The following is a 17,514-nucleotide window of genomic DNA, read 5'->3' as shown; positions in this document are numbered from 1 at the left end:
AATCCGGCTCAGTACGAGATTCTAACCGTGAGAACCGTATTGATGACTTTTGGCGGATTTAAGTGGCTTGCTGGCGCGCAATGCTGAATGTTTTTTCGCGGGCATAGGCGTAATCCCCGATGTTACGATCGTAACAAGAGAATGTTAGAATGCTCTATTGATTAACCGGAAAATGTTGTGCGTTGCACAACCGGCCCTACTCATGCTCGACGTCGCTTCTCAATCCGTTGTCCCCTTGCGCGGCAAACCGCCCGCCGTTCATGCCGAACGCAATCCCGGCGTGCCCCTGGATCTCTCGTGGATCGACGGCTTGCGCGTCAACCAGTCGGCCGTGGGCCGGCGAGTCGGCACGCTCGGCACGCGCCGCGCCGTAAAGAAGGACGCGCAGGCCGCGTGGCTTCTGAAAGCCGTCACCTGCATCGATCTGACCACGCTCAATGGCGACGATACCGCCTCGCGCGTCGAACGGCTGTGTGCGAAAGCGCGCCGTCCGGTTCGCGATGACCTGCTCGAATCGCTCGGCATGCCGCCCGGTTCCATCAAGACCGGCGCGGTCTGCGTGTACCACCGTTTCGTTGCGACCGCTGTCGCGGCGCTTGCCGGCAGCGGCATTCCGGTCGCGGCGGTATCCACAGGTTTTCCTGCCGGGCTGATCCCGCATCCGCTGAAGCTGAAGGAAATCGAGGCGTCTGTGAAAGACGGCGCGGCGGAGATCGATATTGTCGTCACGCGCGAACATGTGCTGAACGGCAACTGGCAAGCCCTTTACGACGAAATGCGCGACTTCCGCGCGGCTTGCGGCCCGGCGCATATCAAGGCGATTCTCGCGACGGGCGATATCCGCACGCTGTCGAATATCGCCAAGGCGTCGATGGTCTGCATGATGGCCGGCGCCGATTTCATCAAGACATCGACGGGCAAGGAAGGCGTGAACGCCACGCTCGACGTTTCGCTCGTGATGGTCCGCATGATCCGCGAATACCTCGAACGCACGGGCGTGATGATCGGCTTCAAGCCTGCGGGCGGCGTGTCGACGGCCAAGTCGGTGCTCGAATACCAGATCCTGATGAAAGAGGAACTCGGCCGCGAATGGCTCGAACCGGAGTTGTTTCGCATTGGCGCATCGAGTCTGCTCGCCGATATCGAACGGCAGCTCGAACATCACGTCACCGGTCGCTATTCCGCTTTTCATCGGCATCCTGTCGCCTGAATTTTTCGCATCACTCTCTTACACGAGCTCCCAATGAGCGTAGCCGACTATTTCTCCTCGATGGATTACGGACCTGCACCGGAAGACGACGGCGCCGCGCGCGCCTGGCTGGATCAACACACCAACGGTTTTGGTCATTTCATCGATGGCGCTTTTCGTGAGCCCTTGGCCGGCGAGCGGTTCGATTCTTCGGAGCCTGCTACCGGGCGGGTGCTTTCGAGCATTGCGCAAGGCGATCAGTCCGATGTGGACGCAGCAGTCGACGCCGCGCACCGGGCGTTGCCAGCGTGGCAAGCGCTTGGTGGCGCCGGCCGTGCGCGTCATTTGTATGCGCTGTCGCGAATGGTCCAGCGCAACGCGCGCCTTTTTTCCGTGCTCGAATCGCTCGATAACGGCAAGCCGATCCGCGAATCGCGCGACATCGACATACCGCTCGTAGCCCGCCATTTCCTGCATCACGCAGGCTGGGCGCAATTGCAGGATCGCGAGTTCGCCGACTGGGCGCCGCTGGGTGTGATCGGGCAGATCGTGCCGTGGAATTTCCCGCTGCTGATGCTCTCGTGGAAGATTGCACCGGCGCTCGCCCTCGGCAACTGCGTGGTGCTGAAGCCGGCCGAATACACGCCGCTGACCGCGTTGCTGTTCGCCGAACTGGCGGCGCGTGCGGGATTGCCTGCGGGCGTGCTGAACGTCGTCACCGGCGACGGACGAACCGGCGCCGCGCTGGTCGATCATCCGCGCATCGCGAAGATTGCCTTTACGGGTTCAACGGAAGTCGGCAAGCAGATTCGTGTGGCGACGGCAGGCTCGGGCAAGTCGTTGACGCTGGAACTGGGCGGCAAGTCGCCGTTCATCGTTTTCGATGACGCCGATCTCGACAGCGCAGTGGAAGGTGTCGTCGATGCAATCTGGTTCAACCAGGGACAAGTGTGCTGCGCGGGTTCGCGCTTGCTCGTGCAGGAAGGCGTGGAGAAGCGTTTTATCGACAAGCTGAAGCGGCGCATGGATACGCTGCGGGTCGGGCCGTCGCTCGACAAGGGCATCGACATGGGCGCGATCGTCGATACCGTGCAGCTCGAACGCATTCAGTCGCTCGTTGCGCGCGGCGTTGCAGAGGGCTGCGTGATTCATCAGCCCAAGGCGCTGCAGATGCCGGAGCAGGGCGCGTTTTATCCACCGACGCTGGTGACGAATGTCGCGCCCGCGTCCACGCTTGCGCAGGACGAGATCTTCGGGCCGGTGCTCGTGACCATGAGTTTCCGCACGCCCGATGAAGCCGTCGCGCTCGCGAACCATTCCCGCTATGGACTCGCTGCGAGTGTATGGAGCGAGACCATTGGCCGTGCGCTGGACATTGCGCCGCGCCTGGAATGCGGCGTGGTCTGGATCAACGCAACCAATCTATTCGATGCCGGCGTCGGCTTCGGCGGATATCGCGAATCGGGCTTCGGCCGCGAAGGCGGACGCGAGGGGATTTACGAGTACCTGAAGCCGCGTGCGTGGTCTAAGCTGGCCGTTCGTTCGTCGGCGTCCAGTGCGCCTGCAGCGTCCACTTCAGTGGCCGAATCCAATGTCAGCGCGCTGGATCGCACAGCGAAGATGTTCGTCGGCGGAAAGCAGGTTCGGCCGGACAGCGGTTACACGCGGCTCGTGTTTGCACCGTCGGGGAGCATCGTCGGCGAGGTGGGGGAAGGCAGCCGCAAGGACGTGCGCAACGCAGTTGCGGCAGCGCGCGGCGCCGCAAAATGGTCGCAGGCCAGCACGCATAATCGCGCGCAAGTGCTGTATTACCTCGCGGAAAATCTGTCGGCGCGTGCGGAGGAATTTGCACGGCAACTGGTTGCGCGAACCGGCATCTCTCCGGCCCAGGCCGAGCGCGAAGTCGAAGCATCGATCACGCGCTTGTTCACCTATGGCGCGTGGGCCGACAAGTTCGACGGCGCCGTGCATTCGCCGCCGCTCAAGGGCGTGGCGCTCGCCATGCACGAACCGCTCGGCGTGATCGGCGTGGTGTGTCCGGATGAAGCGCCGTTGCTGGGCCTCGTTTCGTTGATCGCACCGGCGCTCGCATTGGGCAATCGTGTGGTCGCGGTGCCGAGCGAAACCTGCCCGCTGATGGCCACGGACTTCTATCAGGTGGTCGAGACATCGGATGTGCCCGCTGGCGCGCTGAATATCATCACGGGCGAGCGCAAGCCGCTGGCGTCGACGCTTGCGAAACACGACGATGTCGATGCCGTCTGGTCCTTCGGCGGCGCGGATTTATCGGCGATGGTGGAGCGTGAATCCATCGGCAACCTGAAGCGCACGTTCGTGGATCACGGCCGCGTGTTCGACTGGTTCGATGCCGACGTTTCCGAAGGCTTGCCGTTCCTGAGACAAGCCGTGCAGGTGAAGAATATCTGGATTCCGTACGGGGATTGAAACGCAGCGGAAGCAGAAGAAATAGAATCTGAGCGCTTGACCCCGCACGACAGCGGGGCCGCTCAACTGAAGGAGACACAATGCTCAAGAACCTCGATCCGCTGCTGAACGCCGACATCCTGCACGCGCTGTGCGCCATGGGTCACGGCGATGAAGTCGTGATCTGCGATGCAAACTTCCCCGCCGATTCCGTCGCGCGCCAGACCGTCCTCGGCCACGTGCTGCGGCTCGATGGCGTGGATGCGCCGCGTGCGATCCGCGCGGTGCTGTCGGTGTTCACGCTGGATAGTTTTGTCGATCATCCGGCCGAGCGCATGGAAGTTGTCGGCGATGCAAACGCGCTCCCCGCCGTTCAACGCGAAGCACAGACTGAAGTCGATGCCGCCGAAGGAAAGACGACGCCGTTTGCTTCAATCGAACGGTTTGCGTTTTATGAGCGTGCGAAACAAGCGTATTGCGTGATCGCGACCGGCGAAGGGCGCGGTTATGGTTGCTTCGTCTTCAAGAAGGGCGTGAACCTTGCGCCCGATGCACCGTCGGGGAATGAGAAATGAGCCGCAGCGTCGTCATTCTCGGCATCTATGTGACGGACCTGACGTTTCGCGCCGCGCGCATGCCGCTCCTGGGCGAGACCATCGCCGGAACGGCATTCGCGATGGGGCCCGGCGGCAAGGGTTCCAATCAGGCGGTGGCGGCTGCACGCGCGGGCGCCGACGTGATCTTCTGCACCCGTCTCGGCGCGGATGCGTTCGGCGAAATCGCGCGCTCGACGTGGGCTGCGGAAGGCATCACGGCGCGCGCCACGTCGACGGATGGCGTGGCAACCGGCGCGGCGCATATCTTCGTGGATGACGTCACCGGCGGGAACGCTATCATCGTGGCGTCGGGCGCGGCTGGACATTTGTGCCCGGAAGACGTGGACGCTATCGAGGCCGATATTGCATCTGCCGCGGTCTTCGTCACGCAACTCGAACAACCTGTTGCGGCGGCGAAGCGCGGACTTGAAATCGCGCATCGTCATGGCGTGACGACCGTGTTCAATCCGGCGCCCGCGTTCACGCTCGATGACGACATCTTCCCGCTGTGCGACTACATCACGCCGAACGAAACCGAAGCGACAGCGCTGACCGGCGTTGAAATCGCCTCAGTCGACGATGCACGCAAAGCCGCCGACGTCCTGCTCGGCAAAGGCGTGAAAGCCGTGATCGTGACGTTGGGAGAAGCGGGCGCGTTGCTGCATACATCGAAGGAATCGGTGCTGGTGCCGGCGTTCAACTGCGGCCGTGTGGTCGAAACCGCGGGCGCTGGCGACGGCTTCACCGGCGGTTTTGCCGCGGCGCTCGCACGCGGCGAAAGCGCGCTCGACGCCGTACGTTTCGGCTGCGCGCTCGCAAGTCTGTCGGTCACGCGTGCGGGTACTGCACCGTCCATGCCGAAGCTCGCCGAGATCCACGCCGTACTCGGCGAACCAGCTCAACATTCCTGAACCGAGGAGCGCCTGGATGTTTGCATCGAAATTGCTCGCTGACCGGCAACTGAATTTCCTGGTCGCGGTGAACCTGCTGGTCGTGATCGTTGCGACGGTTTTATCGCACGGACAGTTCGTCGATATCGACAACCTCCAGTCGATGGGCAGCCAGTTGCCCGAGCTCGGCCTGCTCGCGCTCGGCATCATGCTTTCGATGGTATCGGGCAATGGCGGTATCGACTTGTCGGGCGTGGCGCTCGCCAATCTTTCGGGCATGGTCGCGGCGCTGTTGCTGCCCATGTTCATCTCCGCCGACAACTCGCCCGTGCTTTACACAGCCGTGTTCTGCGCGATCACGGTGGCGCTCGGTTTGATCGGCGGGTTGATGAACGGCGTGATCATCGCGCGCCTGAAACTCACGCCGATTCTTTGCACGCTGGGTACGTCGTTGTTGTTTACCGGAATTGCCGTCGTGCTCAGCAACGGCGCGTCGGTGCGCGTCGAATATCTCGATGCGCTTTCAGCGATCGGCAACGGCACCCTCCTGGAAGTACCCATATCGCTCTGGATCTTCGTGGCAACCGTTTTGTTGCTCGGCTGGTTGCTCAAGCGCACGCCGTTCGGCCTGCGTCTCTATCTGATGGGCACGAATCCGAAAGCTGCGTTCTACGCAGGCATTCCGCGTGACCGTATGCTGATTCTCACGTACGGCATGTGCGGCGTGCTGGCATCGCTCGCGGGATTGATCAGCGCGACGCATACCTCGAGCGCGAAATGGGATTACGGCAACTCGTACCTGCTGATCGCGATCCTGATTGCGGTGATGGGCGGCGTGAATCCGGCGGGCGGATATGGGCGCATCGTGTGCGTGTTCCTGGCCGCGACCGTGCTGCAGTTTTTATCGAGCCTGTTCAATTTGCTCGGCGTGTCGCAGTTCTTCGGCGATTGCGCCTGGGGCTTTCTACTGCTGGCATCGCTGGCGCTCGCCGGCGGAGAACGCGTGCGCGCGATCTTCGGACGGGGCGGCGCGGCGCCCGTGATCAAAGTGCCGAAACCGCCCGCCGCCTGAATTTTCGATTCATCTCATGTGCTGTACATACAAACCATAACGGAGACAAACGCATGAAACTCAATCGCATTGCCATCGCACTCGCTGCTGTCACGCTGACTGGCGGCATCATTGCCGCGGCCCACGCCGCGACCAACGAAACCATCGTCACGGTGGTGAAGGTCACGGGTATCAACTGGTTCAACCGGATGGACGACGGCGTGAAGGAATTCGCCAAGGACAATCCCGGCGTGAACGCGTATCAGACCGGTCCGGGACGCGCGGACGCCGCGCAGCAACTGAAGATCATCGAAGACTTGATCGCGAAGAAGGTCACGGCGATCGCGGTCGTTCCCTACGACCCGCCGACGCTCGAACCGGCGCTGAAGAAGGCGATGGATCGCGGCATCAAGGTCGTCACGCATGAAGCCGACAACGCCAAGAACACGATGGTCGATATCGAAGCGTTCGACAACACCGCGTATGGCGCGGGCCTGAACGAACGTCTGGCGAAGTGCATGGGTTCGCAAGGCAAGTGGGCGGTGCTGGTCGGTTCTCTCGGCAGCCGTTCGCAGGTCCAGTGGGCGGATGGCGGTATTGGCAATGCGAAGCAGAAGTACCCGAAGATGGACCTCGTCGAGCCGAAACTCGAAACCAATAACGACGGCGAACGTGCTTATCAGGTCGCGAAGGAAGTACTGCGCAAGCACCCTGACCTGACCGGCTTCCAAGGGTCGTCGTCGCTGGATGTGATCGGCATTGGCCGTGCGGTGGAAGAGGCGGGCAAGGTCGGCAAGATCTGCGTGTACGGCACGGGCCTGCCGACCGAAGCCGGCAAGTTCCTTGAAAGCGGCGCGGTCAACGGCATCGCGTTCTGGGATCCGAAGCTTGCGGGTATCGCGATGAACAAGGTCGCGAAGATGCTCGTGGATGGCAAGACAGTCGAGAACGGCGCGGACCTGGGCATCGTCGGATACAACAAGGTCACCGTGAGCAAGGGTCCGGGCAAGGGCATCATCGTGCGCGGAACGGGCTGGGTTGATGTCGACAAGACCAACTACAAGCAGTATCCGTTCTGATCTTGGCTGGCAGGACGCAAGGCGTGCACGGTGTCCCGAAGGGCGCCATGCACGCTGTCATCAGGAAGCTTGAAAGGGTTGAAGGTTCAGTGATGAGTACAGTGCCGCTTCTTGAAGTCGTCGATATCCATAAGCGCTTTACCGGCGTGTATGCGCTGCGTGGCGTGAGCCTTTCTTTCGAGCGCGGGCAGATCTATCACCTGCTCGGCGAGAACGGCTGCGGCAAGAGCACGTTGATCAAGATCATCTCCGGTGCGCAACCGCCCGATCAGGGTGAGCTTGTCATCGAAGGCGCACGGCATGCGCGGCTCGCACCGCTCGAGGCATTGTCGGCGGGTATCGAAACCGTGTATCAGGATCTTTCGCTGCTGCCGAACATGAGCGTGGCGGAGAACGTCGGCCTGACTTCGGAACTCGCGGCGCATGGCGGACGCCTTGCGCGGACGTTTGATCGCAAGGCACTGGCACGCACGGCGGCGCGTGCGCTGGAAGCAGTAGGCCTTCCCGGCGATGCCGATTTCCAGGCGACCTTGATCGAACAATTGCCGTTGGCTACGCGCCAGCTCGTGGCTATTGCACGCGCGATTGCGAGCGAAGCGAAGTTCGTCATCATGGATGAACCCACGACATCGCTTACGCAAAAGGAAGTCGATAACCTGATCGCGGTGCTCGCAAAACTGCGCGCCGACGGCGTCGCGGTGCTGTTCGTGAGTCACAAGCTGGACGAGTGTTACGCAATCGGCGGTGAAGTGATCGTGTTGCGCGACGGCCAGAAGATGGCGCAGGGTCCTATCGAAAATTATACGAAGGCGCAGATTGGCGAGTTGATGACGGGAAAGCAGTTATCGAACGAGCGCTACAGGAAGGCCGAGGTCATGGACGGCCGTGAGATCGTGCTCGATGTGAAGAGCCTGTCGCGTTCGCGCCAGTTCGCCGATGTCACGTTCTCGCTGCATCGCGGAGAAATTCTCGGCGTGACCGGTCTGCTCGATTCCGGGCGCAACGAACTCGCGCGGGCGCTTGCGGGCGTCGCACCCGCGGACAGCGGGACGGTGACGCTGGATGGTTCCATCGTGCGGCTCAAAACGCCGTCCGATGCCAAGTGGCAACGCATAGGTTATGTGCCGGAAGACCGCCTGAACGAAGGGCTTTTCCTCGACAAGTCCATTCGCGACAACGTCATCACCGCGTTGATTTCGAGCTTGCGCGACCGCTTCGGACAAGTCGACAAAAAGCGCGCCCGTGAACTTGCCGAACGCACCGTGAAGGACTTGCAGATTGCAACGCCCGACGTGGACAAACCCGTGCAATCGCTTTCGGGCGGCAACCAGCAACGTGTATTGATCGGGCGATGGCTTGCCATCGATCCACGCGTTCTGATCCTGCATGGACCGACCGTTGGCGTGGACGTGGGATCGAAGGACATCATTTATCGCATCATGCAGCGGCTGGCGGAGCAGGGCATTGGCATCATCCTGATCAGCGACGACCTGCCCGAGTTGCTGCAGAATTCCGACCGGATCCTGATGATGAAGAAAGGCCGTGTATCGGACGAGTACAGAGCCGAAGACTTGACCGAGGCCGATCTTTATCACGCACTACTTTCAGAGGCAGCATGAGCGAGTCAATTCATCGCGTTGCTCAGACATCGCAGATCAAGCCGCCATTGGCCGAAGTCGCACCCCGAGTGCGGCAGTTGAGCTTTACCGCGCGGCTGGTGCGCAATCCGGAGTGGTTCACGCTCGGGCTGATCATCATCACGTGTCTTGTGGTCGGCACGCTGAACCCGCGCTTCTTCCAGTTCGCGACCATCTTCGATTTGCTGCACTCGGGCACGACCGTGTCGTTGTTTGCGCTGGGGACGCTCGTGGTGCTGGCGTCGGGCGGGATCGATGTGTCGTTCACCGCGATTGCCGCTTTCACGATGTACTCCATCACCAAGGCCGTGTTTGCGTGGTGGCCGGATGCGCCGTTTGCGCTGATTCTTTTATGTGGCGCGCTCGGCGGCGTGTTGCTGGGGTTGATCAACGGCGTGCTCGTGCATCGGCTGAAAGCGCCTTCGCTGATCGTGACGATCGGCACGCAGTACCTGTATCGCGGCCTGTTGCTGACGTTCGTGGGAACGCAGTTCTTCATGAACATCCCGCACAGCATGGATAGCTTCGGGCGTTTGCCGCTCTTTTTCTATCACACGAACGATGGCCTTCGCGCGGTGTTGCCGGTATCGGTGATTGCGTTGTTTGTGGCAGCGGTCGTGACGTGGTGGCTGCTGAATCGAACGATGATGGGACGCGGCGTTTACGCAATGGGCGGAAGCTTGCCGATCGCCGAGCGGCTCGGCTACAACCTGCGCTCAATTCATTTGTTCGTGTTCGGATACACGGGGATGCTGGCAGGGATCGCGGGGATTCTGCACGTATCGACCAATCGATTGGCGAATCCGTTTGATCTGGTGGGCACGGAGCTGGATGTGATCGCCGCGGTGATTCTAGGCGGGGCGAGGATTACCGGCGGGACGGGTACGGTTGTTGGCACGCTGTTGGGCGTGGTGCTCGTGACGCTTATCAACAGCGTGCTGATTCTGGTCGGCGTGCCGAGTACCTGGCAGAAGGTGATTATCGGCGCGTTTATTCTGGTCGCCGGGACGTTGTTTGCGTTGGGCAGGCGCGCAAGGTAAAACCGCGTACCCTTCATCACTCGAACTTGACCAGATCCTGAAAAATCAAGTGGGCCCACGTGCGGCCCCTTGCCTGGATGAGCAGGCCGCCTTCGCCGATCTTCCCGAGTTCGATCGGTGCAAACCCAAGCCGGTCTACCAGCTTCGCCACCGACGCGCTGGCCGCGTCGTCATCGCCTGCGACGAACACGACCCGCCGTCCGCCTTGAAGCGGCGTCGGTCCTTGCGCCAGCACACCCGCCGGCAAATGGTTGAACGCCTTCACCAGCTTCGCTCCCGGAAACGCCTTCGCAACAGCGGCGGTCGACGGCAGGCCGCCCAACTCTTCCGGTGGGACATCGTAGGCATTGGTTGCATCGATCACGATCTTTCCTTCCCAGCTTCCCGCCGTCCGTCCAATGTCCTGATGCGTACCGAAGGGCACGGCCAGGATAACCACGTCGGCCTTCACCGCGTCCTCGATTCGCTGCGCGACGAGCGACGGGCCGATTTTTGCAGCGAGCACGTCCAGCGGCCGCCTGCCTGCCACTGCTACTTCGATGCCCTGACGGGCAAAAGCCTGGGCGATGGCCGTGCCGATCTTGCCAAGCCCGATGATTGCGTAGTTCATTGATCTCTCCTTTGATAGTTGAACGGATCTCAGACCTGGCCGACGCCACCGTCGTCCATCAGGTCCGCACCGGTCATGTAGGAACTCTGATCGGAAGCGAGGAACAGCGCCGCACTGGCCATCTCATCGGCACGTGCAAGCCGGCCAAGCGGGATCATGTTCAGGTACATCCTCACCAGCGCTTCGCGCTCTTCGGGCGACTTCGCCTGGGAATCGAGAATCGGCGTGTCGGTGACGCCCGGGCTCAGCGTATTGACGCGAATGCCGCGATCCTTGAATTCGGCGGCCCACGTGCGGGCGTAGGATCGCATCGCCGCCTTGGTCGCCGCATACGCGGTGTGTCCGGGAATGCCCATGCCGTGCATCGCCGACGAAACCAGCACGATCGATCCGCCGCCCGTCATCAGGGGCAGCAGCTTCTGCACGAGGAAAACCGGGGCGCGGGCGTTGAGGTTGAAAGTCTTGTCGAAGTGTTCGGGCGTTAGGGTATCGATGGAAGCCTGCTCTGTTAAGCCCGCATTCGAAACGACAATATCGACGATGCCTTTTTCTTTCTTGACCAATGCAGCGACGCGGTCCAGGTCATCGACGTTCGTGACGTCGGCCTGGATGGCGGTGACGTTGCGCCCAATGAGTTTGGCGGCTTCGTCGAGCTGTGCCTGCCGGCGGCCGAAGATGAAGACGTGCGCGCCTTCTGCGACAAACCGCTGGGCAATCGCTAATCCGATACCGGTCGTTCCGCCGCTGATCACGGCAATCTTGTCTGTAAGAGTGGACATGGAGACCTTCTGTTCTGTGCGTGATTGACAAAACCAGCATAATTCCCCTCGCGGCGAATGATAATCCGCATATTTTTCATAAGATCTATTCTCTGTTCGAATGGGTCAGTCGAAGGGAATGCAATGGACCGGTTTCACGAAGTGGATGCGTTTATCGCCGTGGTTGAAGCAGGCGGCTTTTCCGCGGCAGCCCGCAGGACCGGTGATTCGCAGTCGGCCGTCAGCAAGGCCGTTGGCGCGCTGGAGAAGCGTCTCGGCGTGATGCTGTTCAACCGCAGCACGCGCAGCGTCACGCTGACGGATCAAGGGCAGCGCTACTACGACCGGACGAAACCGCTGATTGAAGAGATGGATGAAGCCGACAGCGAGCTGAAAAGCAGCACGCTCAATGTCTCGGGATTGATCAGGATCGCGACGTCCTCGACCTTCGGACGCCTTCACATTCTTCCGCTCATACCTGAGTTGTTGGCGCTCAATCCCGGCCTTCAGGTCGATCTCGTTCTGTCGGACTTCGTGCGCGATATGGTGCAGGACCGGATCGACCTGGCGATCCGGGTAGGTCCCGTCGATGAACCCGACGCGGTTGTCCGGCGCGTGACCACAACGCCGCTCGTATGTGTCGGATCACGGCGCTACTTCGAGCAACGCGGGATACCGAAGACTCCTGCCGAACTCGTCGATCACAATTGCCTTTTATACGGCGGCCTGATCGAGTCGGCAAACTGGCCATTCGTCGGACCGGAAGGCCGGTTCAGCGTGGCCGTTCGCGGCAACCTTTCATCCAATAGTGTCGAAACGATCCGGTCCGGTGTGCTGGAAGGCGTTGGAATTGGCCTGTTCGCGAAAGTTTCTCTCGCCGATGAACTCGACCATCCGGACGTCATCACGATCCTGGAGGACTTCATTGGCGACGCCAGGGACGTCAGCCTCATCTGGCCGAAACGCCGGTTCGTACCGGCACGCGTGCGCCGCGCGACTGACTTTTTTGCGGCGGCGTTACTGCAGCGTATTTAATCCATGCCACTCACGCTTTCGGGCTCATTCCCTTCTCCGTGATCACGGAGTCGAACTTGTCGAGTTGAGAGAACCGCAGTGCCTTGACTTTCCCCAGCTTGCTGGCATCGACGACAAGATGCCGTTCGACCGCGCTTTCCATCGCGGCCTGTTTGATCGCGACTTCATGGAAATTCCAGCACGTGACGCCACGCGTGTCGTCGACCCCACCCGCCGATATGAACGCCTTGTTGATTCCCATGCGTTTCAGCGTCTCGATGCTTTCATCGCTGGAAAATGAATCCGATGACGGCGCATACACGCCGCCCAGCAAGATCATCCGTACGTTGGCCTTGCGCCGCAGGATCTCGGCGACATTGAGCGAATAACACACGACCGTCAGATGCATGTCGGCGGGAATCAGCCGCGCGAGGGTGGTCAGCGTCGTCCCGCAATCGATGAAAACCGTCTCGCTGTCCACGAGCAAACGCGCGGCGACCGCAGACGCATCCGCCTTGGCCTGCGCGAAGTGATCCTTCTCTTCGTCGATGGTATAGCCTGATCCATTGGGCACGTCCGACGCGCGGACGATATAACCGCCGAGATAAGTGAATGTCCCCGGGCTCGACGAGATGTCGCGGCGAACCGTCATCTCCGATACATCGAGCAAGGTCGCGGCATCGCGAAGACGCATCACGCTCTGCTCGCGCAAAGCTTCGGCAAGGACACGCAGACGATCGTTTTTGGTCATTGAGAGAACGTGGGCGCGGTTGTGGTTGTTAGTTCTTGTTCTCCGGGTGAGACGATTATAACAAGCGCGCGTGTCGTGTCCGTTCACTTCAGTCTACGGCGCGCGCCTTGATCAGGGCCGCTGAGGTTGTCATCGGCGTCTGTTCGACAGCGACCTTTGCGATGCCCGGCAACGCTTCGTCGGCGAGTTGCGTGAGCGTGCGTCCCGGCGGCATCTCCACGAAAACTTGCGCGCCGAGTTCGCTCAGCACGACGGTCGAATCGTGCCATCGAACGGGGTAACGCAGGTTCGTCGCAAGGTCCAGGCGCACTGCATCGGCCTGACGCAACGGACGCGCTCCGCGATTGCCGATGTACGGAATCGACGGCGTCCTGAATTCGACCTTCGACGCAGCTTCGGTGAGTTCGCGGGCGGCATCGTCCAGAAGGACGCAGTGTGACGGCACGCTTACCGCGAGGCGCTCGGCTTTGCGCGCGCCTGCTTGCAGCGCTTGCTGCCGCACGAGGTCGAGATCGCCGTCGGCGCCGGCCACCACGATCTGCCGCGGCGCATTGAGATTCGCAATGAATGCCGCCTTTGCATTCGTACGGGCAATGAGGGCGTCGACTTCGCGCTCGCTCAAGCCTGACACCGCGAGCATGCCGTAACCATGCGGATAAGCGCGTTCCATGAGTTGCGCGCGTAGTTGCAGGAGAAGCAGGGCGTCGTTGAAATCAATGGCGTCAGCCGCGACCGCCGCGCCATATGCGCCCACCGACAAGCCCGCGACCGCGTCGGGCACGATACCTTCTTCGCGCAACGCACGCGCGGTCGCCACGCCGGCGATAAACAAGCCGAGCTGCACGGCAACGGTGGATTTCAACGCGACTACGCTGTCGAGATCGAGAACGTTCATACGCAACACGTCCGACGCTTCTTCGAAAGTCGCGTCAATACGCGCGTGCGGCGAAGCACCGCCGAGCGTATGCAGGAAGCTCGTGAACTGCGAGCCCTGGCCGGGGAAAAGGAATGCGATCATGCGGCGCGACTCGTCTGCCACGGATCGGCGACGAGCCTCGGGCCATCGACGGATCGCAGCATCACGCGTGCGCCCGGATGAGCGAATTCGGCGAGCGAAAACACGCCATCGTGGGTTTCGATTTGAACGTCGATACGTATTGGTATTGCGAATTCGGAAGCGGCGGCCGACAGGTCGTCGAACAAGGTCTTTGCTGCGGAGCGATCGAGTGGGTCGGGCGCACGCATCAAAAGATCGAGATCGCTTTTGTCGGTCACTGTGGCGCAGTCGCTCGCCATCTCGAAGCCGACACTGCCCGTAGGTCCCCATGCAAGTCCGGACGACTCGCAGATCGGCGCTACGGCCTGGAGCAACTTGAACGCGGGTAAAGCGGCACGCGTTTCATGCGGCTTTCTTGATGTCAGCATTTCAGGCGTAAGCACGGCGTGAACATGTTGCATGTCCAGCCACGCGCCAAAACGTTCGCTGCGGACCGCGCCACGAATCCCGACCGCAACGCGTCCCTCCCGCTTTCGCGCACGACGAACTACCACGAACGGCGCGCGCTCGAGCGAAGCCGCGACCCACGCAGGCGCTTCCTTGAAAGCCGGTGCGTCCTGTCCAAGCCGCAACAAGTCGTGGGGATTCACGACGCGTTCCATTGCTCCGCCATGCGCTTGCGCACTTCTATCGACGCGGCGCGATTGCGTTTTGCGTCCGCCGACTGCAAGCGCGACGACAAATCGTTCGGACCTCGACGTGCATCGTCCACGGCGGCGACCAGCGAAGCCTTCACACGCTCGACGTCTTCACGCCCGGGCGTATCGGCATTGATCCCTTCGATGAGTTCATGCAACAGCCCGAGCTTCGCGTAGGAACTCATCTTGTAGGACATCGGCAACACGCGATCGCCGAGTTCATCGAGTCCTTCCACGCTGCGGCGCGTGACGCGGGCGGCCGCTTCCTTGCCCATTGCGTGCACGCTGATGCCGCTCGCGTCCAGCGCGACAATGCGGTTTGCCTGATAACCGTGCGCGAGAAACGCGCCGGACATGGCCGGGCCGACGATCAGCGCGATCACCGGATGCCCGGCGATCCGGGCGCTTGCATAAGCGTCGACGCCTGCCGCGCACGCGAGATGCACGCCCAGCAGTTCTTCGCGACGTCCATACGCCTGGCTCTTGACGTCGACGATAGCAACGATCGGGCGCTTCACCTTTGCGTCGCGATCTGCGTCCAGCGCTTCGCGCACGGCACGCGCGAGCAACCATCCCTGTTCGAGTCCGACGACATTGTCCGTGGCGCGCGGAAAGCGGTTGGCAAGGTCCGGCACGACGGTGATGAAGCGCGCGGTTGTATCGCCGAGCGGGGCATCGGCGCTGCGGATCGGACCATCGTCATTCAGTTCACGCGATGTCAGCGCGTCGATCCAGATCTGTCCACGAGTAGCGCTCATCATGCGTCTCCTTGCCAAAGTGTCCGCAGAATGACGGGGTCGATCGACGATGGATCGATGCGCGAAAGCCGTTCGAGTTGTTTGTCGACTTGCTCCGTCCGATGACTCTTCGGCACGCCGCGTTTGAACATGTCGAGTACGGCGGTCAGGACCTGACCCGTATCGTCTTCAACGAGTGTATCGACCAGGCCGACCGCTGCGCGTTCCTCGCCGCCGATCATCGACCAAATGAGCTTGCGGTCGCGTGAATCGAGCTCTTCAACGCCCGCTTCCTGTTCGATCACTTCCGGTCCGTTCATGCCGAGCCGCGCCTGGCGCGTCATCACGAGATAACTGCACAAGGCCGCAGCCAGGGACATTCCGCCGAAGCATCCCACCATCCCGCCAATCACGCCGACCACCGGCACGTATCGGCGTAACGCGATGATTGCGGCCTGGATCTCCGCGATCACGGCCAGCCCGAGATTTGCTTCCTGCAGCCTCACGCCACCCGTTTCAAACAGGATCACTGGACGTATCGTGCGACCTGCTTCGAACTCGCGCAGCGCAAATTCAAGCGATGCCGCGATCTTCGCGCCCGACACTTCCCCAATGCTCCCGCCTTGAAACGCAGGTTCGATCGCCGCGATCACAGCCGGCTCGCCGCCAAGCGTTCCGCGTGCGATCACCGCGCCATCGTCCGATTGGCAGACCACGTTTTGCATGGCGAGCCACGGCGACTCGAGCCGGTCGAAGGGTCCGAGCAACTCGCGGAACGTACCCGGATCGAGCAACGCGCGAGCGCGCTCACGCGCCGTCAATTCAATAAAACTATGCTGCGCGATAAAGCTGTCGTGAGCATTCATGACGCTTCTCCTTCGCTGGCTTCAACCGCCTCGGCGAGCCTTAACATCACGACGCCCGGCGTCGCGCCGAAGTCATTCAACTCGAGTTTTGCGGCGCCGTCGTATCGCGAGAAAAACCGGTCGAGCACGCTTTTCCAGACGGTTTCGTATCCATCGACGCTCGTGCGGATCACCACTTCCGCGTGATCTGTCTCCGATGGCGACAGCAGTATTTCCAGATCTCCCGAGCCCACGACGCCCACATGTGCGCGTTGCGGCACGGGGCGTGTGGCGGGGTATTCGTAGCGCAGGTTTTCCATGGCGGATCTCTCAGCGTCAGCCGACGCAGGGCAGGGTATCGAGGAAGAGCGTCGCGGCGAGCAGGTCCGCTGCGCCTCCGGGCGACGCGTTCAATTCCATTAACTTTCGATCTAGACGCAAGAGGGCGGCAAACCCTTCGGATTGCGATGCGCCGCCTGCTTGCAATACTTCACGCGCGCCGGATTGTGCGGCTTCCAAAGCCACGCGGCCACCGCGATGCAGAAGACAGGTGTCATCGAGCGTGGCGATGATCGCAAGCAACGCGTCAAGGCGCGCCTCGTTTTCGGACGCCCCTCTTGTGCGAGATTCACGCAACGCCGGCAAGCCGACTTCGAGCACATGAGGAAAACCCTCGGCCGCCTGACCACGCGCACCGGCGACGCCGAACTTCTGGACGATGCGAGCGCCGTGTGTTTGTGCCACCGCTTGAGGTGCAAATCGATCCTCGAATCGCGAGATCGCGGCGGCTTGAGAACACACCGTTGTCAAGGCGCCGGACGGACTCATCGCAGCTCCGGCAAGCAGCAAGCCGACAATCCATATTGCACCCCGATGCGCATTGCTGCCGCCGGTCGCACGCATCATCGCAACTTCGCCTTCCCGGCCGATGCGCGCAAGCTGCTCGCGCAAGCGTTGCGAAGGTCGCGTGTTTGACGACGCACGAGCCAGAGCGAGAAATGTCGGCTGCAGTGCGCGTGCGGAACGCAGCATGATATCGAGGTCGAGATCGCGATGCGCACCGCTGCCGCGCCGATCCACCAAGGCAGGTTTCGGCGTGAGGCACGCTTCCTCGATCAACGCGTTCATCGCGCAATCGGCGAGCGCCAATGGATCGCAAACAAAGTCTTTGAGAACAGCCTGAGCGCAAGGCATGGCG

Annotated in this window: 18 protein-coding genes; 9 read left to right on the top strand and 9 right to left on the bottom strand. The window is 61.5% G+C overall.

The genetic code is table 11. The features are described from left to right. The first annotated feature begins 202 nt into the window (after positions 1–202). From deoC to AXG89_RS36070, 8 genes are all read left to right on the top strand, one after another. A complete protein-coding gene (deoC, locus tag AXG89_RS36105; protein ID WP_075358795.1) occupies positions 203–1,210 on the top strand; it encodes a deoxyribose-phosphate aldolase in 1,008 nt (335 codons plus the stop codon). 33 nt (positions 1,211–1,243) lie between these two features. Continuing rightward, positions 1,244–3,634, top strand: a complete 2,391-nt coding sequence (locus AXG89_RS36100; RefSeq protein WP_062001292.1) for an aldehyde dehydrogenase family protein — start codon at positions 1,244–1,246, stop codon at positions 3,632–3,634. An 80-nt stretch (positions 3,635–3,714) separates the two neighbouring features. Then, a complete protein-coding gene (locus AXG89_RS36095) occupies positions 3,715–4,188 on the top strand; it encodes an RbsD/FucU family protein (protein WP_075358759.1) in 474 nt (157 codons plus the stop codon). Beyond that, positions 4,185–5,120, top strand: coding sequence for a ribokinase (gene rbsK / locus AXG89_RS36090; RefSeq protein ID WP_075358758.1), 936 nt, complete (start codon positions 4,185–4,187; stop codon positions 5,118–5,120). The genes AXG89_RS36095 and rbsK overlap by 4 nt, the downstream gene beginning before the upstream one ends. Before the next feature lie 16 nt (positions 5,121–5,136). Then, on the top strand, positions 5,137–6,171 hold the full coding sequence (locus AXG89_RS36085) for an ABC transporter permease (RefSeq protein WP_075358757.1): 1,035 nt from the start codon (positions 5,137–5,139) through the stop codon (positions 6,169–6,171). A gap of 53 nt (positions 6,172–6,224) precedes the next feature. Beyond that, positions 6,225–7,229, top strand: coding sequence for an autoinducer 2 ABC transporter substrate-binding protein (locus tag AXG89_RS36080; protein WP_062001296.1), 1,005 nt, complete (start codon positions 6,225–6,227; stop codon positions 7,227–7,229). A gap of 92 nt (positions 7,230–7,321) precedes the next feature. Continuing rightward, the gene (locus AXG89_RS36075) at positions 7,322–8,848 is read left to right on the top strand and encodes a sugar ABC transporter ATP-binding protein (protein WP_075358794.1); all 1,527 of its coding nucleotides are present in this window, start codon (positions 7,322–7,324) and stop codon (positions 8,846–8,848) included. Next, on the top strand, positions 8,845–9,906 hold the full coding sequence (locus tag AXG89_RS36070; RefSeq protein WP_062001297.1) for an ABC transporter permease: 1,062 nt from the start codon (positions 8,845–8,847) through the stop codon (positions 9,904–9,906). The genes AXG89_RS36075 and AXG89_RS36070 overlap by 4 nt, the downstream gene beginning before the upstream one ends. A gap of 16 nt (positions 9,907–9,922) precedes the next feature. On the opposite strand, the gene AXG89_RS36065 is transcribed toward AXG89_RS36070, so the two are convergent. After that, positions 9,923–10,516 (bottom strand): NADPH-dependent F420 reductase, encoded by a 594-nt coding sequence (locus AXG89_RS36065; protein ID WP_075358756.1) that lies wholly within the window; start codon positions 10,514–10,516, stop codon positions 9,923–9,925. Positions 10,517–10,545: 29 nt separating this feature from the next. Then, on the bottom strand, positions 10,546–11,295 hold the full coding sequence (locus AXG89_RS36060; protein WP_075358755.1) for an SDR family NAD(P)-dependent oxidoreductase: 750 nt from the start codon (positions 11,293–11,295) through the stop codon (positions 10,546–10,548). Between the two features lie 123 nt (positions 11,296–11,418). Between AXG89_RS36060 and AXG89_RS36055 the strand changes: the two genes are divergently transcribed. Then, positions 11,419–12,309: a LysR family transcriptional regulator gene (locus AXG89_RS36055; RefSeq protein WP_075358754.1), complete on the top strand. Its 891-nt coding sequence runs from the start codon at positions 11,419–11,421 to the stop codon at positions 12,307–12,309. Positions 12,310–12,319: 10 nt separating this feature from the next. Here the strand turns inward: AXG89_RS36055 and AXG89_RS36050 are convergent, their stop codons facing one another. From AXG89_RS36050 to AXG89_RS36020, 7 genes are all read right to left on the bottom strand, one after another. After that, positions 12,320–13,039, bottom strand: a complete 720-nt coding sequence (locus tag AXG89_RS36050) for a DeoR family transcriptional regulator (RefSeq protein ID WP_062001301.1) — start codon at positions 13,037–13,039, stop codon at positions 12,320–12,322. A gap of 88 nt (positions 13,040–13,127) precedes the next feature. Next, positions 13,128–14,057, bottom strand: coding sequence for a malonate decarboxylase subunit epsilon (mdcH, locus tag AXG89_RS36045; protein ID WP_075358793.1), 930 nt, complete (start codon positions 14,055–14,057; stop codon positions 13,128–13,130). Continuing rightward, entirely contained in the window at positions 14,054–14,686 is a 633-nt protein-coding gene (locus tag AXG89_RS36040; protein WP_231941498.1) for a malonate decarboxylase holo-ACP synthase, read from the bottom strand. Before AXG89_RS36040 ends, mdcH begins: the two co-directional genes overlap by 4 nt. Continuing rightward, a complete protein-coding gene (mdcE, locus tag AXG89_RS36035) occupies positions 14,683–15,495 on the bottom strand; it encodes a biotin-independent malonate decarboxylase subunit gamma (RefSeq protein ID WP_086386680.1) in 813 nt (270 codons plus the stop codon). The genes AXG89_RS36040 and mdcE overlap by 4 nt, the downstream gene beginning before the upstream one ends. After that, positions 15,492–16,337 carry a biotin-independent malonate decarboxylase subunit beta gene (locus AXG89_RS36030; RefSeq protein ID WP_075358753.1) on the bottom strand — a complete coding sequence of 282 codons (846 nt, stop codon included), beginning with the start codon at positions 16,335–16,337 and terminating at the stop codon, positions 15,492–15,494. Before AXG89_RS36030 ends, mdcE begins: the two co-directional genes overlap by 4 nt. Beyond that, positions 16,334–16,636 (bottom strand): malonate decarboxylase subunit delta, encoded by a 303-nt coding sequence (locus tag AXG89_RS36025; RefSeq protein WP_075358752.1) that lies wholly within the window; start codon positions 16,634–16,636, stop codon positions 16,334–16,336. Before AXG89_RS36025 ends, AXG89_RS36030 begins: the two co-directional genes overlap by 4 nt. Before the next feature lie 16 nt (positions 16,637–16,652). Continuing rightward, a complete protein-coding gene (locus tag AXG89_RS36020; protein ID WP_075358751.1) occupies positions 16,653–17,510 on the bottom strand; it encodes a triphosphoribosyl-dephospho-CoA synthase in 858 nt (285 codons plus the stop codon). Positions 17,511–17,514: the final 4 nt, after the last annotated feature.

It is taken from the genome of Burkholderia sp. PAMC 26561, assembly GCF_001557535.2.
GTDB lineage: Bacteria > Pseudomonadota > Gammaproteobacteria > Burkholderiales > Burkholderiaceae > Caballeronia.
The sequence above is the reverse complement of the archived record's forward strand: the minus strand, read 5'-3'. Positions and strand labels throughout refer to the sequence as shown.